We start from the raw sequence: 14,194 nt of genomic DNA, 5'->3' as shown, positions 1-14,194 counted from the left end.
AGAAGCCGTGTGGATCGAACGACCGGACGGGGATCGGCCGTGACGAAGCGGAGCGCGCTGCCGGCCCTCCTCGCCCTGACGCTGCTGGCCGGTCCGGCCGGCGCGGCCGAGCCCCTGAAGATCGGGCTCGCCGTCCCCTTGAGCGGGCCGGATGCCGGCTTCGGCCAGGGCGCTCGGCTCGGGGCCGAGCAGGCGGTGGCCGAGATCAACCGGGCGGGCGGCGTGACCGGGCGCAAGTTCCATCTCGTGGTGCAGGACGACGCGGGCGATCCCAAACAGGCGGCGGCGGTGGCGCGCCGCTTCGCGGAGGGCGGCGTGCGCTTCGTCGTCGGTCATCTCACCTCGGGCGCCACCGCCGCGGCGAGCCCGGTCTACGAGGAGGCCGGCATCGTCTCGGTCACGCCCGGCGCGACCTGGGCGCCGCTGACGCGCCGGGGCGCGAACCTGCTGTTCCGGCTCTCGGGGAGCGATGCGCAGCAGGGGGCGCTCGGCGGCACGCTGCTCGCCGAACGGTTCCGGGACCGGCCGGTCGCCGTCGTCCACGACAGGACCAGCTTCGGCCGCGCGCTCGCCGACGAGGCTGCCCGCGCCCTGAAGGTCCGCGGCGGCGGGGAGCGGCTGTTCGAGGGCGTCTCCCGCGACGACCGCGAGGTCGCCGCCCTGGTGGCCAAGCTGCGGGCGCTCGGGATCGAGGCGGTCTATTTCGGCGGCCTGTCCGCCCCGGCGGCGACGCTGGTGCGGGCGATGCGCGAGGCGGGTCTCACGGCCACCGTGATCGGCAGCGACGGCTTGCTCGACAAGGATTTCGCGCAGGGTGCCGGCCCGGGGGCCGAGGGCACGCTGATGACGCTGGCGCCCGCGGCCCCGCACCCGCCCGAGCCGCGGGGCGCACGGCGGTCGCCGCCGGGTCCGGAGGCCGAGATGTTCGCCGGGCCAGGCTACGCGGCGGTCGAGGTCGTCCGCCAGGGCATCGAGGGCGCCCGCTCGGTCGAACCCGCCAAGGTCGCCGCCTTCCTGCACGGAGGCGTCCCACTCCGCACGGTGCTCGGCGAGATCGCCTTCGATACCCGCGGCGACCTGACGAGGCCCCCCTTCTCCGTCCATGCTTGGCGCAGGCTCCCCGACGGCCGGCTCGACTTTGCCGGCAGCGAAGTCGCGCCGTGAGGATGAATTCCCGTCTCCAAAGCCGCGGATTGACGTTAACGCCCGGTTCGGCGGCGGTCATTCTTGCGCGAAGCGCCCCCGGCGCTTAAGTCCCACGCTCGGTGCCCTTCGCAAAACGCCCGTCGTGCCGTCATCCGGCCGGAGGGAGGGCTCCCTGATCCGGGAGTTTTGCGAAAGGCGCCCGACGCCCGGCATCGCTTGCGCCTCTCCGTCAGCGGATCGGACCCGCAGCGCCGCGCGTTTTGCACGACAGACCGATTTTTGACTTTGCCGGAGCGCCCCGTGCAGGCAGCCCGGCCGGAGACAGGTGCATGGCGAAAGAGGAATTGATGCAGTTCGACGGCTTGGTCGTCGAGATTCTGCCGGACGCGCGCTACCGCGTGCAGCTCGACCAGGGTCACGAGATCGTCGCCTACACGGCCGGCAAGATGAAGAAGAACCGCATCAAGACCCTGGCCGGCGACCGCGTCACCGTCGAGATGTCCCCCTACGACCTCGAGAAGGGCCGCCTCGTGTTCCGCCACAAGGACGAGCGCTCCTCCGGCCCGCGTCCGCCCCAGCGCGGCGGCCAGCAGTTCCGCCGGCGCTGACCTGACGGTGCCCCGAAAGGGCACCGCCGAGGCCCATCGCGTTCGACCGTTCCCGGCCGGCCATTTCGATCTCGCCCGTCATCGCGAGCGCCGGGCAAACGACGCCGCCGCGCGACCTGTCCGGATCCGTCGCCGCAGTGGATCGCTGCGGCTTCGCCTCGCAAGGACGGGGAGGGAAGCCCGCACCGCCGTTGCGACCTGTCATACCGTTTCCGCTTGATCGCTTCGGGTTTGGCCCCCCTCCGTCCTCGCGAGCGGCCGCGAAGCGATCCAGGGCGCGACAGGTCCGGAAAGGGCGCGCCCTGGATCGCCACGGCTTCGCCTCGCGATGACGCAGGAGAGGCCGAAGCCATCAACCGGATGTCGTATCAGGCGAAGCGATCCGGAAGCGCGACACCCGGCTATTTCCCGAACCGCTCGAATTTCGGGAAGCTGCGGGTCATCAGGGTGCCGGCCTCGGCGCGGTGGCCCATCCACTTCTCCAGCATCGCGCCTTGAGCGAGCTTCGCCTGACCGGTCCCGTCGCGCCAGGGCAGGCCCTCCGCCAGGATGAAGACGCAGGCGTCGGCGAGCCGGCTCTGGCGGCAGCGCTGCAGGCGCACGCCCTTGCCGCGGCCGAGTTCCGTCACCTCGGAGACGGGGAAGACCAGCATCAGCTTGTCGGACGAGCAGACGGCGACGTGGTCGCCCTCGGCCGGCGCCAGCAGCACCGCGCGCGTCCCCTCGTCGAGGCCGAGGATCGCCTTGCCCTTGCGGGTGTTGGCGACCAGCGCGTCGGAGGGCGCGATGAAGCCGCGCCCGTCCGAGCCGGCGACCAGCAGCTTGCTCTCGGGCCGGTAGGGCAGCGCCGCGACGATCTCGGTGCCGTCGTCGAGATCGACCATCAGCCGCACCGGATCGCCGAAGCCGCGCCCGCCCGGAAGCTTCGACGCTTCGAGGGTGAAGACCTTGCCGTTCGAGGCGAGCAGCAGGATTTTTGCCGTCGTCTCGCTCGGAAAAGCGACCTTGAGGGTGTCGTCGCCCTTGAAGGTCACGCCCGACAGGTCGGCGACGTGCCCCTTCAGCGCGCGGATCCAGCCCTTCTCGGACAGGATGACGGTGATCGGCTCGCGCTCGACCATGGCGGCGGTGAAGTCGATGCCGGCGGTGTCGGGCGGGTTTTCGAGGGTGGTGCGGCGGCGGCCGAGCTTGGTCTCGGGCCCGAACGTCTTCTTCACCGCGCGGATCTGCCGGGTGATGTCGGCCCATTGCAGCTTCTCGGAAGCCAGCAGCGCCTCGATCCCCTCCTTCTCCTTCGTGAGTTCGTCGAACTCGCGCCTCAGCTCCATCTCTTCGAGCTTGCGGAGTGAGCGCAGGCGGGTGTCGAGGATGGCGTTGGCCTGGACCTCGGTGAGGTCGAACCGGGCCATCAGCGCCGCCTTCGGCTCGTCCTCCTCGCGGATGATGCGGATCACCTCGTCGAGGTCGAGATAGACGATGAGCAGGCCGCCGAGGATTTCGAGGCGGCGCTCGATCTGGCCGAGGCGGTAGCCGGAGCGGCGCCGGAGCACGACGCGGCGATGGTCGACCCACTCGCGCAAGCACTCGGCCAGCCCGATCACCCGGGGCACGACGCCGCCGACGAGCACGTTGAGATTGAGCGGAACCCGCGCCTCCAGCTCGGACAGCCGGAACAGCGATTCCATCAGCATCACCGGATCGACCGAGCGGGAACGCGGTTCCAGCACGACGCGCACGTCCTCGGCCGACTCGTCGCGCACGTCGGCGAGAAGCGGCAGCTTCTTCTCCTGGAGGAGATCCGCGAGCTTCTCGATCAGCCGCGCCTTCGGCACGCCGTAGGGAATCTCGGTGACGACGATGGTCCAGGTGCCGCGGCCCTGCTCCTCCCTGGCCCAGCGGGCGCGCACGCGAAACCCCCCGCGGCCGGTGCGGTAGGCCTCGCGGATCACGTCGGGCGAGTCGATCAGGATGCCGCCGGTGGGGAAGTCCGGTCCCTGCACGAAGGTGCAGAGCTGCTCGGAGGTCGCCTCGCGGTTCTGGATCAGGTAGAGCGCCGCGTCGCAGAGTTCGGCGGCGTTGTGCGGCGGGATCGAGGTCGCCATGCCGACCGCGATGCCCTGCGAACCGTTGGCCAGAAGGTTCGGGAAGGCCGCCGGCAGGACGACGGGCTCCTCCTTCTCGCCGTTGTAGGAGGGGCGGAAATCGACCGTGTCCTCGTCGATCCCGTCGAGCAGCAGGCGGGCCACCTCGGTGAGCCGCGCCTCGGTGTAGCGGTAGGCCGCCGGGCCGTCGCCGTCGATGTTGCCGAAATTGCCCTGGCCGTCGACCAGCGGGTAGCGCTGGGCGAAGTCCTGGCTGAGGCGCACCAGCGCGTCGTAGATCGCCTGGTCGCCGTGGGGGTGGAAGTCGCCCATCACGTCGCCGACGATCTTCGCGCATTTCTTGAAGGCCGCCGTGGGGTCGAGCCGGAGCAGGCGCATGCCGTAGAGGATGCGCCGGTGCACCGGCTTCAGGCCGTCGCGGGCATCGGGCAGGGCGCGCTGCATGATCGTGGAGAGCGCGTAGGCGTAGTAGCGCTCTTCCAGCGCCGTCTTCAGCTCGACGCTCTCGATGCCGTCGCTCGGCGGCGGCAGGACGGGCTGGCCCATCACTCACTCCCCATCGTCAATCCGGACCGGACGACGACCCCGCGTCGGCGTCCGTCCCCGCACGGGCGGGGCGGCGATTCCTCGCCGGGCGCATCGCGGACGGTCATGACCGATCGCGGCACGAATGAAAACCGTTTGGAACATAACACGAACATCATCGGCTATGGCCCGTGCCGAGTGCGACGAATCGTGCCCGCGCCTCCGGCGCGTCCTGCGCACGGGGACGCCAGACGTGCTGATCGAGGAAATAGCCCGTCAAGGTAAACCCCTCGCGAACGGCGTGGGCGTCCGGCGTGCGCCAGCCGCTGCCGGGCCGGTCGCGGTCGCGCAGGAAGGGGGGCAGGGGCAGCAGACGATCGCGAAAAGGCTCGCCCGCCGAGGCGCTGACCGCGCGCCCGCTCCTCGGAGAAACGTAGACCAGGGCGTCGTTGGCCCCCGTCGCCGCGCAATGCGACAGGTCGAGGCCGAAGCCGAGCCCGGCGAGCAGGGCCAGTTCGAACCGCACCATCAGCGCGGGGGCGATCTCGGGATCGTCGAGGTGACCGACGAGGATCTGCGCCGCCGCGTAGAGCGCCGGGTGGGGATCGCGCTCGGGCAGGAGCCGCAGCAGCGCCGAGAGATGACCGATGCCGTAGAGCGCGAGCCCCGAACCCATCAGCCGCGAGGCGCCGAGGTTCAGGGGCTCGACCGCATAGGAGCCGAGCGCTCCGTCGAGCCGCGCCCTCCACGTGGCGCGCAGGGTGTTGCCGGGCTGGAGCATCGGCTGCATCCGCCGCGAGCGCCCGCCATGGACGAGCCCGAGATGGCGCCCGTGCTCCGGCGTCATCAGTTCGAGCACGACTCCGGTCTCGCCGTGCCTGCGCAGGCCGAGCACGAGGCCTTCGTCGATCCACTGCATGAGACGGAGATAGTCGTTCCCGCGCCGGAACGGGACTGCCCGGCCGCCCGAAATCGGGTTGCGGCGAAAGCCTTGTTTCCAGGGCCATCGCTTGAAGCGATGGCCCTGGTTTTCTTGTCCAGGGTTTTCTTGGCCAGCCTCAGTCGCCGGCGCCCGCCTCCGCGGACATCTCGGCCCCTTGGGCTTTCGCTCCGCTCGATGTTTGTCAGGACGAATGTCCTGACAAACCCGCTCCGCGCGGCGCTCTTGGTCGTGTCCCTTGGCGTCGCGAAGCCGCTCAAGCGGCTTCGAGCGATAGCCCTGGCCTTGTTTCCCGCCTTGCTTGAAACGGCTACGCTTCCCCGCGTTGCGGAGATTCGGCGATGGTGGCACGGCACGGCGGGGTGATTCTGGCGGTGGTCCTCGCCGCGGGCGGCTGCACCGCGACGACGGCTGCCCCACCCGCTCCGACCGCCCCTGCCGGCACCGTGCGCGAGCGGATCGCCGCGCTCGCCCGCCGACAGGTCGCCTTCGGCGCAGTCTCGCTGATCCCGGTGCGGTTCGAGCACAGCCGCATCGCCGGCCCGTTCGAGGACGGCGGTCGCCGGCTCACCTGCGTCTCGACCCGGATGAAGGGCCGCACCTTCGGCAAGCCGGAGCGGCCGAAGCTGGTCGTACGCGAGGAGGCGGGCGCGCTCAGCGTCCTGCACGACGAGGAGGACGTGTGCGAGGGGCACCGCAGCGAGCCGTTTTCGGAGTTGGATTCGCCGACCCCCTGACCGGACTGCGAACTCGGGTTCACACAGAAAGCCTTCAGGCTGCCGATCGGTCCTCACCGTCGTCATCAACTCAGTTTGTGCTGGTTGTCTGCTGGGGTGGGGTAGGCGTCGCGCCGACATGCGTTGGCGATGACGATGAGGCGTCGCATCAGGGCTGTGATGGCCGTCTCGAGAGCCTGGATCTGCGCGATGAGGCAGGTGCGCAGGGCTTCGAGGTCGGCGCGCCCCGGCTCGGCGCCGGGGGCGGCCAGCCGGTTGGTGCAGGCGGTGCGCTGGGCGATGAGGTCGGCGCGGGTGAGCACCAGGGTCTGCAGGCGCTCGCGCTGCGGGTCGGGGGCATGCCAGCGCACGAGGCGGGCATGGCGCTCGCCAGCGTAGCGCGCCAGCGCGCGGGCATCGAGCGCGTCACTCTTGCCCAGCGTGCCGAACGAGCGGATGAACGCCTTGACCTTGCGCGCGTCGGCGCGGTGGGCCGGGATGCCGGCGGCGAGCAGGGCGGCGAGCAGCGCGTCCTCGTAGCCGCCGGTGGCTTCGCAGACGACGAGGCCGGTGGCGTCCAGGCGGGCGGCGAAGGCGGCGAGCGCCGCGGGCGTGTTGGCCAGGGTGCGCGGGCTGCCCGCGCGGCTGTCGAAGACGACGATGGCGTGCTTTCCGACGTCGCAGCCGATGAAGTGGGTCGGGGGCGGGGTGAGGATCGGTGTGGTGACGGGCTCCGGCATGGAGGCTATCCTGATGCGGCTTGCGATTGTCTGCGGGCGTCGGGCTCGCGAGCCGAGGGGGCCAGGCAACTCATCAAGCGTGGCAAGGGAAGCGGGACGCCGACCAGGATGACGACGGGCGTTGCAGCCCCATTCCGGGACGGTCGGCGTCCCGCGCCTGGTCCGGGTGGCCACCCGGACCAGGCATCCCGCGGGCGCGAAACACCCTCACCTGACCAGCACGACAACAGACAATGCCGGGTCCGCGCAGCGGAACCCGGAATCCAATCGTGATGCGTCGCCGAAGCCCGGGCGTCGCGGCCCGTCGTGGATGGCACGCCTCCGGCGCGCCCCTTCGGGTCCGGGGTCGCTTGTCGGCGCTCCGGAACGACGACGGAGGAAGCGGATGGCGTGGATCGGGGCCGATCCGGTCGAGACGTTCGGGCGGCCGTTCACCGGGCGGCCGTCCGTCGCTGCCCGGGACATGAAACCTCCGCCGCGTGAAATCGGGAGCCGTGCCGCGCACGACGGAGGCCTTCCGTCGGCCGGCCTCCGATCCGTGAAAGACGGGGACGGCGGGCGTCGTTTCCAGACAGTGCGGAATTCGCGAGGTCGGACGCGGCCTCGTCCGCCTCACGCGGCCATGGCGCGGGCCCGCCGCAGGTCGTCGACGAAGGCCCGATAGGCGACGTCCCTCGCCTCGTCGGGCAGGCGCAGCAGGTAGGAGGGGTGGACCGTGACGAACCCCTCGAACGCCTTGTGGAAATCGGCCGGGCCGCGGGCGCGGGTGATCGGGATCTGCCTGCCGGTCAGCGCCAGCACGGCGGTGGCGCCCAGCGCCACGACGAGCTTCGGGCCGACGAAGCCGAGTTCGCGCTCGAGCCACCAGCGGTCATGGCTCACCTCGCCGGCCGTCGGCTTCTCGTGGATGCGGCGCCTGCCGCGCAAGCTGAATTTGAAGTGCTTGACCGCATTGGTGAGGTAGGCCTCGCGCCGGTCGATCCCCGCCTCTTCGAGCGCCCGCGAGAGAAGCTGCCCGGCCGGGCCGACGAAGGGACGGCCCTGCCGATCCTCCTGATCGCCCGGCTGCTCGCCGACGAAGGCGATCCGCGCGCCGACCGGCCCCTCGCCGAGCACCGCCTGCGTGGCGCCGGGCACCGGCGGCTCGGAGCGGGCGATGATCGCGTTGAGGGCCTCGAGCGTCTCCGGCTCGTCCTGCGCCATCCGCGCGACGGCGCGGACGGGGTCGCGTTTGGCGGGCATGGTCGGCTCCCTCTCGATCATCGCCCGGGCGCGGGCGCCCGCGGCCCGCACCAGGGCGGGAATCGCCGCCGTTTCCGGCATGTTCCGCCAGTACTTGCGGGGCATCTCGGCGCGCATGGCGTCGAGGTTGAGCCGGGCCGGGTTGAAGGTGCTTTCGTAGTAGTCGCGCCAGCCGGCCTCGAAGCGATCGCCCTCCGGCACGTCCTCGCGGCGGCCGGGCGGGCCGAAGCGAAGCGCGCCGTCCCAATGGGCCGACCCCTCCGGCGTCAGGATCGACCAGTTCAGCGCGCGGAAACGGTCGACGAAGAACGGCGCGGCGGCCTCCAGGATGTGGTGGTCGGGCTCGAACCACGCGACGAAGCGCTCCGGGCCCTCCCCCGGCGTCCGGCGGAAGCGCAGGAAGGCGTGCATCTTGTGCAGGTCGCGCCCGATGGCCTTCCGCATCCGGTGGAGGCGGTGGACGAGGGGGTCGCTCGCCACCTCCATCAGCGCCCGCTCCCCGCGGCTGACCCGCCAGATCAGGGCATAGAGCAGACCGTAGCGCTCGGGATCGCGATGGGGCACGACCATCGGGATCAGGTCGGCCACCGCCCGGGGCAGATGCAGCGGCGAGCCGTCCGCGGGGATGGGCGCGGCGGCGAACAGGCTGGCGGCCTCCGTCTGCCAGACGATGTCGTCCGGAGAGACGCCCGCGGCGATCAGACGGCGGGCCGCGGCGCGGAAGCCGGCGAGATCCGCGCCGGGAGCGAGACCGGCGGCGCGGATGCCACGGCCCAGAAGCCCTCCCCCCTCTCCCGCAGAGGGGAGAGGGTTTTGCGGGCGCGGCGCCTCTTCCATCAGAACAGGCTCAACTGTTCGGCCGGCTCGGCGAGCTTCGCCCGCAGGTCCAGCCGGTCGGTCAGCGTCGTCGGCCTGAAATCCTCGGCGATCAGGAACGGCCGGGCGCGCTTCAGCCCCGAGGTCAGACGGGCCACGTCGTCGAGGCGCAGGCGTCCGTGGCGGCGCGCCTTGACGATCGCGTCGACCGCCCGCGCCCCGAGTCCCGGCACCCGCAGCAGCATCTCCCGGTCGGCGCGGTTGACGTCCACGGGGAAGCGGTGGCGGTTCTTCAGCGCCCAGGCGAGCTTGGGGTCGATGTCGAGGGCGAGCATGCCGCCCTCGGCGGCGCCGGCCACGTCGTCGGGGGAGAACTCGTAGTACCGGATCAGCCAATCGGCCTGATACAGCCGGTGCTCGCGCCGGAGCGGCGGGGCCTGCGGCGGCAGGGCGGCCGAGGCGTCGGGGATCGGGCTGAAGGCCGAGTAATAGACGCGCTTGAGCCCGTAGGTGCCGTAGAGCAGCGCGGACTTGCGGATCATCGCCTCGTCGGTGGTGGCATCCGCCCCGACGATCACCTGCGTCGACTGCCCGGCCGGGGAGAAGCGGCGGCGCTCCTCCCTGGCCTGGACGATGCGCTCGCCGATCTGGCCCATCGCCTCCTCGATCGCCGCGCCGTCCTTCTCCGGCGCGAGGCGGATCAGGCTCGCCTCGGTCGGCAGTTCGAGGTTGACCGAGAGCCGGTCGGCGTAGAGCCCCGCCTCCTCGATCAGCCAGGGGCTCGCCGCGGGGATCGACTTCAGGTGAATATAGCCGCGGAATCCGTGCTCGCGCCGGAGCTTCCTGGCGACGCGGGTCAGCGTCTCCATGGTGTAGTCGGGCGAGCGGATGATGCCCGAGGAGAGGAACAGCCCCTCGATGTAGTTGCGCTTGTAGAACTCGACCGTGAGCGTCACGACCTCCTCGACCGAGAAGCGGGCGCGGGCGACGTTCGAGGAGCGCCGGTTGACGCAGTAGGCGCAGTCGAACAGGCAGTAATTGGTCAGCAGGATCTTGAGCAGGGAGACGCAGCGCCCGTCCGGCGTGTAGGCGTGGCAGATGCCGGCGCCCGTGGTCGAGCCGAGCCCGTCCGCGCCGGCCTTGCGCCTGGGCGCGCCGGAGGAGGCACAGGAGGCATCGTATTTGGCCGCATCCGCGAGGATGCGCAGCTTGCGCGCGAGGGTCTCGTCCATCGAACGGAAGATGAACACGCCCGCGCCCGGATCAATGCGACGCGTTGGCCTGCGCACCGGAAATGCGGCGGACCGGATGGCCCCTCTCCGTCATTGCGAGGCGAAGCCGAAGCAATCCAGTGCGCCGCCCTCTCCGGACAGGGCGCGCCGTCTGGATTGCTTCGCTTGCGCTCGCAATGACGGCCGCAAGCCGGCCTCCGCCGAAGCCATGCGGTCGGCGTCAGCCCTGGGCGAGCGTCTTGTCGAGGGTGATCTCGGCGTTCAGCAGCTTCGAGATCGGACAGCCCTTCTCGGCCTTGCCGGCGAGCTCGTCGAACTTCGCCTGGTCGATGCCGGGGATCACCGCCTTCAGGGTGAGGGCCGACTGGGTGACCTTGAAGCCGTCGCCGTCCTGAACGAGCGTGACCACCGCCTTGGTGTCGAGGGAGGTCGCCTTCAGGCCGGCGGACTGGAGCTGGAAGGCCAGCGCCATGGTGAAGCAGCCGGCATGGGCCGCGGCGATCAGCTCCTCCGGATTGGTCCCCGGCTCGTCCTCGAAACGGGTGTTGAAGCCGTAGGGGTTGTCCGAGAGCACGCCGGACTGCGTCGTGATCCTGCCCTTGCCGGTCTTGCCGTCGCCCTCCCAGTGGGCGCTCGCGTGGCGGTCGGTCATGCCTGTCGTCCTCGTCGTCTCGAGCGCTCTTTCGCCGAAGTGGTCACCGGGAGTGATCACCGGTTCGGCGCGAACAGAGCGCGTCACAACAGAAATTCGGATCCGCCGGCGATCGCCGAAGGATCCGGAGCGGATGCCGCTCCGCGTCGCAGGCGAGGTGGAGCGAGGACCGCGCAAGTCGAGGGGCTCGAACCCTCAATCTTCGTCGGCCGTCAGCGCCTCCGCGTCGCCCTCGCCGCCGATCACGGCCCTGGCGAGCCCGTAGGAGAAGCCGGCCCGTGCCATGGCGGCGAGATCCCGGTCGCGGTGGGCCTCGCGGGTCCCGGGGCGGCGGTAGGGGCCGAGGCGGCGGCGGCGGGCATAGGCCTGGGCCGCCCGCTCCTCGGTATCGGCCCCGCCCTCCCCGGGGACGGCGGACGCGTCGCGCTCCTCGGCAAGCGCCTCGGCGATCGTGCCGGCGTCGATCCCCTTGGCGGCGAGCCGCACCTGCGCCTGCCGGGTCGAGGTTCCGCGCCTCCTCAGGCCCCGCAGGCGGGCGGCGGCGAAGCGCGCATCGTCCACCAGACCGGCGCGCCGCGAGCGGGCGACGACCTCGTCGATCACGTTCGCGTGCGTCGCCGGGTCCTCCTCGCGGGCGCGGCAGCGGCGCTCGACCCGGCGCGCCAGCACCCGGCGCAGCATCTCGGTCGAGGCGCCGTAGCGATCGAGGTAGTGCAGGGCCACGCGTTCGAGCCACGCCGCGGTGACCGGCGGCTCGGGCCTTGCTTGGCGTTCGGGTGAACCGGTGCGGGCCATCATCCGTTCTTCACGATCCGGACAGGTTTTCGATTCATGAATCTTGGATGGATCGCACGCGATTTCGAGGGCTCCGCCGCCGCATGGCGGCCATCCTCATGAGACGCGAATGGCTGTTCGTGCTGCTGGCCCTCGGGTTCGCGGCCGTCGCCGGCCTCGTCGTCTATTTCTCCCGCCCCGCCCTGCTGACCGTGGCGGTGGGCCCCCGCGACGGCGCGGAGGCCGCCCTGATCGAGACCTACGCCCGGGCGCTGAGCCGCAACCGCGAAGACGTGCGCCTGCGGGTCGTGCCGTTCGACGACGTGCGCGACAGCGCCGCCGCGCTGGAGCAGGGCAAGGCGGATCTCGCCGTGGTGCGGCCCGACGTGAAGCTGCCGGACAACGGCCTGACGCTGGCGATCCTCCACGACGAGGCGCTGATCGTCGCCGCGCCCGAGGCCGCCGAGATCGAGAGCTTCTCCGATCTCTCGACCCGGCGCCTCGGCGTGGTGACGCGCCACGTCGCCGACCTGCCGGTGCTGACGAGCCTGCTCGACTTCTACGACTTCAAGGCGGCCTCCGAGGACGACGCCCTGGGCACCCAGCCGCTCGCGGCGGGGCATGTCGGCCTCGTGCCGCTGAAGGCCACCGAAGTCGCCCAGGCCCTGGAGGCGAAGCGGGTCGACGCGGTGGCGATCATCGCCTCCCCCACCGCCAAGCCGGCGCAGGGCATGCTGCGCGCGGTCGAGGCGGCCTCGCCGGAACGCAAGGTCACCCTCGTCAGCGTGCCGGACGGCAAGGCGATCGTGCAGCGCATGCCGGCGCTCCAGGCGGTCACCCTGTCCGCGGGCACCTTCGGCGGGCGGCCGAAGCGGCCGGAGGAGGATGTCGAGACCGTGGGCGTCTCCTATCGCCTGATGGCCCGCGGCGCGGTGAGCCGCGTGGCCGTCGCTTCGGTCGTGCAGCACCTGTTCGAATGGCGCTCGCGGCTCGCCGCCGCCGCGCCGATCGCCCACCAGATGAAGCCGCCGGACTACGACACCACCGTCACCGCCACGAGCGCCCAGCTCCCCAACCACCCCGGCGCGGTCGACTACTTCGAGCGCGAGCAGCAGACCTTCCTCGACCGCTACGAGGACTGGATCTACCTGTTCGCCTTCTTCGGCGGCACGCTGGGCTCGGGCGTGGCGTGGCTCGGCCAGCGGCTCGCCCGCAAGCGGCGCGAGCGCATCGACGTGATCCTCGACCGGCTGCTCGACATCCTGGCGGAGGCCCGCACGGCACAGTCGGCCGCCGCCCTCGAAACGCTGACCCACGAGACCGACGCGCTCATCGCCGACGTGGTGAGGCAGGCCCGCGAGCGCAGCATCGACTCGCGGATGATCAGCGCCCTGATCCTCGCCATCGACGCGGTCAACGGCGCCCTGGACGACGGCCGCCGGGCCTTCGAGCCGGGGGGTGAGCCGGGAAACGGCGGGCGGACGCGCACCGCGCGGCTGCTGTCGCTGAGCCTGCCGGCGGCGGAGTAGCGGCCTCATCCGGCAGACGAGACGGTGCGGCAGAAGGGTTGCGACGGCGACTTCGAAGCTCCGTTCGGCGACGATTTCGGATCCGTCACCGATGCCTCGTGAAGGCACGGAGCCGACCGGCACTCTCCGTGGCCTCGGTCGGATTCGATGACGACGGGCGCCTTCAACCGATCCCTCAGGCGGAGAGAACATTAACATATTTTAATCCTTTACTTCGGCAACGGGGTTTTCCGGCAGGACTTTAATATAAGTCGAGCGACGACACTCGACACAAACAAATGAAAGCAACCAAACCAAGATTGGACTTGCCATGTCCTACCGGAGATCCCTTGCTGTCGCCCTCTTGGCGACGACTGTTCTGGGTGGTGCGGCCCTCGCTGCCGAGCAGGCAACGCCGCCGGCGGTCACGAAGGAGACACCGGCCCAGAAGGCCGTCGACAAGGATGTCGGCAAGCTCTCGAAGGACGGCGCTCAGGCGTTCCGCGACATGCACCTCGCCCGCGTCGCCATCTTCGATGCCGCCCCCGCCCAGGCGAAGGACTTCATCGGCAAAGCCAAGGCGGCGCTGGCGAAGGCGAAGACGGACGACGCCGTGTTCAACAAGGCGGAGGCCGACCTCAAGACACCGGCCGACCTGTCGGCTTCGGCCAAAGCGACGGACAAAACGCCCGACAAGAAGATTCCCTCATCGGAGCAGATCGCCTGGCTCCCGGTCGATGCGCAACTGACGCTCGGCGAGGATTTCCAGGCGACGCCAGCCAAGGCCTCCGCGGTGACGGACGCGAACAAGAGCCTCATGAAGGGAGACAAGAAGGCCGCGCTGGAAAAACTCAAGCTTGCCGACGTCGATGTCAACTTCATCATGGCGGTCTTGCCGCTCGACAAGACCGCGACGGATATCGATCAGGCCGCAGCGCTGATCGAGCAGGGCAAGTACTACGAGGCGAACGCGCTGCTGAAAACCGCGGAGGATCGGATGCGCTTCGACGTGATCGACGCGGTCGGTCTCCCGCAAAAGGCGGCTCACGCGACGGATGCGAAGACGAACGCACAAAATGCAGGCTCGTCGCACGAGGCCAAGACTGCGAAGTAAGCGACCCGCGAAGTAAGCGACCGATCGAAACCCGCCGAGCGATGCGGCGCTGCTGCGTTCGAGGGGGCGTCTCGAGAGA

General features: G+C 70.7%; 12 protein-coding genes. 5 read left to right on the top strand and 7 right to left on the bottom strand.

Features of this window, described 5'->3' with window-relative positions; translation table 11 throughout:
• Positions 1 to 39: 39 nt before the first annotated feature.
• Together PGN25_14390 and infA are read left to right on the top strand one after the other, a co-directional pair.
• Entirely contained in the window at positions 40 to 1,164 is a 1,125-nt protein-coding gene (locus PGN25_14390; GenBank protein ID MEH3118738.1) for a branched-chain amino acid ABC transporter substrate-binding protein, read from the top strand.
• A gap of 311 nt (positions 1,165 to 1,475) precedes the next feature.
• The gene (gene infA / locus PGN25_14385) at positions 1,476 to 1,754 is read left to right on the top strand and encodes a translation initiation factor IF-1 (protein ID MEH3118737.1); all 279 of its coding nucleotides are present in this window, start codon (positions 1,476 to 1,478) and stop codon (positions 1,752 to 1,754) included.
• Between the two features lie 401 nt (positions 1,755 to 2,155).
• Here the strand turns inward: infA and parC are convergent, their stop codons facing one another.
• Together parC and recO are read right to left on the bottom strand one after the other, a co-directional pair.
• Positions 2,156 to 4,402 carry a DNA topoisomerase IV subunit A gene (parC, locus tag PGN25_14380; GenBank protein MEH3118736.1) on the bottom strand — a complete coding sequence of 749 codons (2,247 nt, stop codon included), beginning with the start codon at positions 4,400 to 4,402 and terminating at the stop codon, positions 2,156 to 2,158.
• Between the two features lie 154 nt (positions 4,403 to 4,556).
• Positions 4,557 to 5,300 carry a DNA repair protein RecO gene (gene recO, locus PGN25_14375; GenBank protein MEH3118735.1) on the bottom strand — a complete coding sequence of 248 codons (744 nt, stop codon included), beginning with the start codon at positions 5,298 to 5,300 and terminating at the stop codon, positions 4,557 to 4,559.
• A gap of 362 nt (positions 5,301 to 5,662) precedes the next feature.
• Here recO and PGN25_14370 point away from each other — a divergent pair, with 362 nt between their 5' ends.
• Positions 5,663 to 6,058 carry a hypothetical protein gene (locus PGN25_14370; GenBank protein ID MEH3118734.1) on the top strand — a complete coding sequence of 132 codons (396 nt, stop codon included), beginning with the start codon at positions 5,663 to 5,665 and terminating at the stop codon, positions 6,056 to 6,058.
• Between the two features lie 65 nt (positions 6,059 to 6,123).
• Here the strand turns inward: PGN25_14370 and PGN25_14365 are convergent, their stop codons facing one another.
• From PGN25_14365 to PGN25_14345, 5 genes are all read right to left on the bottom strand, one after another.
• Positions 6,124 to 6,777 (bottom strand): transposase, encoded by a 654-nt coding sequence (locus tag PGN25_14365; GenBank protein MEH3118733.1) that lies wholly within the window; start codon positions 6,775 to 6,777, stop codon positions 6,124 to 6,126.
• Between the two features lie 612 nt (positions 6,778 to 7,389).
• Positions 7,390 to 8,856 (bottom strand): UdgX family uracil-DNA binding protein, encoded by a 1,467-nt coding sequence (locus PGN25_14360; protein ID MEH3118732.1) that lies wholly within the window; start codon positions 8,854 to 8,856, stop codon positions 7,390 to 7,392.
• Positions 8,856 to 10,067: a putative DNA modification/repair radical SAM protein gene (locus PGN25_14355; GenBank protein MEH3118731.1), complete on the bottom strand. Its 1,212-nt coding sequence runs from the start codon at positions 10,065 to 10,067 to the stop codon at positions 8,856 to 8,858. Before PGN25_14355 ends, PGN25_14360 begins: the two co-directional genes overlap by 1 nt.
• A gap of 220 nt (positions 10,068 to 10,287) precedes the next feature.
• The gene (locus PGN25_14350; GenBank protein ID MEH3118730.1) at positions 10,288 to 10,719 is read right to left on the bottom strand and encodes an OsmC family protein; all 432 of its coding nucleotides are present in this window, start codon (positions 10,717 to 10,719) and stop codon (positions 10,288 to 10,290) included.
• Positions 10,720 to 10,914: 195 nt separating this feature from the next.
• Positions 10,915 to 11,517 carry a RecX family transcriptional regulator gene (locus PGN25_14345; protein MEH3118729.1) on the bottom strand — a complete coding sequence of 201 codons (603 nt, stop codon included), beginning with the start codon at positions 11,515 to 11,517 and terminating at the stop codon, positions 10,915 to 10,917.
• Between the two features lie 95 nt (positions 11,518 to 11,612).
• On the opposite strand from PGN25_14345, the gene PGN25_14340 reads away from it, so the two are divergent.
• Together PGN25_14340 and PGN25_14335 are read left to right on the top strand one after the other, a co-directional pair.
• Entirely contained in the window at positions 11,613 to 13,022 is a 1,410-nt protein-coding gene (locus PGN25_14340; GenBank protein ID MEH3118728.1) for a C4-dicarboxylate ABC transporter substrate-binding protein, read from the top strand.
• Positions 13,023 to 13,332: 310 nt separating this feature from the next.
• On the top strand, positions 13,333 to 14,115 hold the full coding sequence (locus PGN25_14335; protein MEH3118727.1) for a YfdX family protein: 783 nt from the start codon (positions 13,333 to 13,335) through the stop codon (positions 14,113 to 14,115).
• Positions 14,116 to 14,194 lie beyond the last annotated feature (79 nt).

The sequence above is a fragment of the Methylorubrum populi genome (genome assembly GCA_036946625.1).
Lineage (GTDB): Bacteria > Pseudomonadota > Alphaproteobacteria > Rhizobiales > Beijerinckiaceae > Methylobacterium > Methylobacterium populi_C.
Note: the sequence above shows the minus strand (reverse complement) of the source record. Positions and strands in the feature narration are given on the sequence as shown.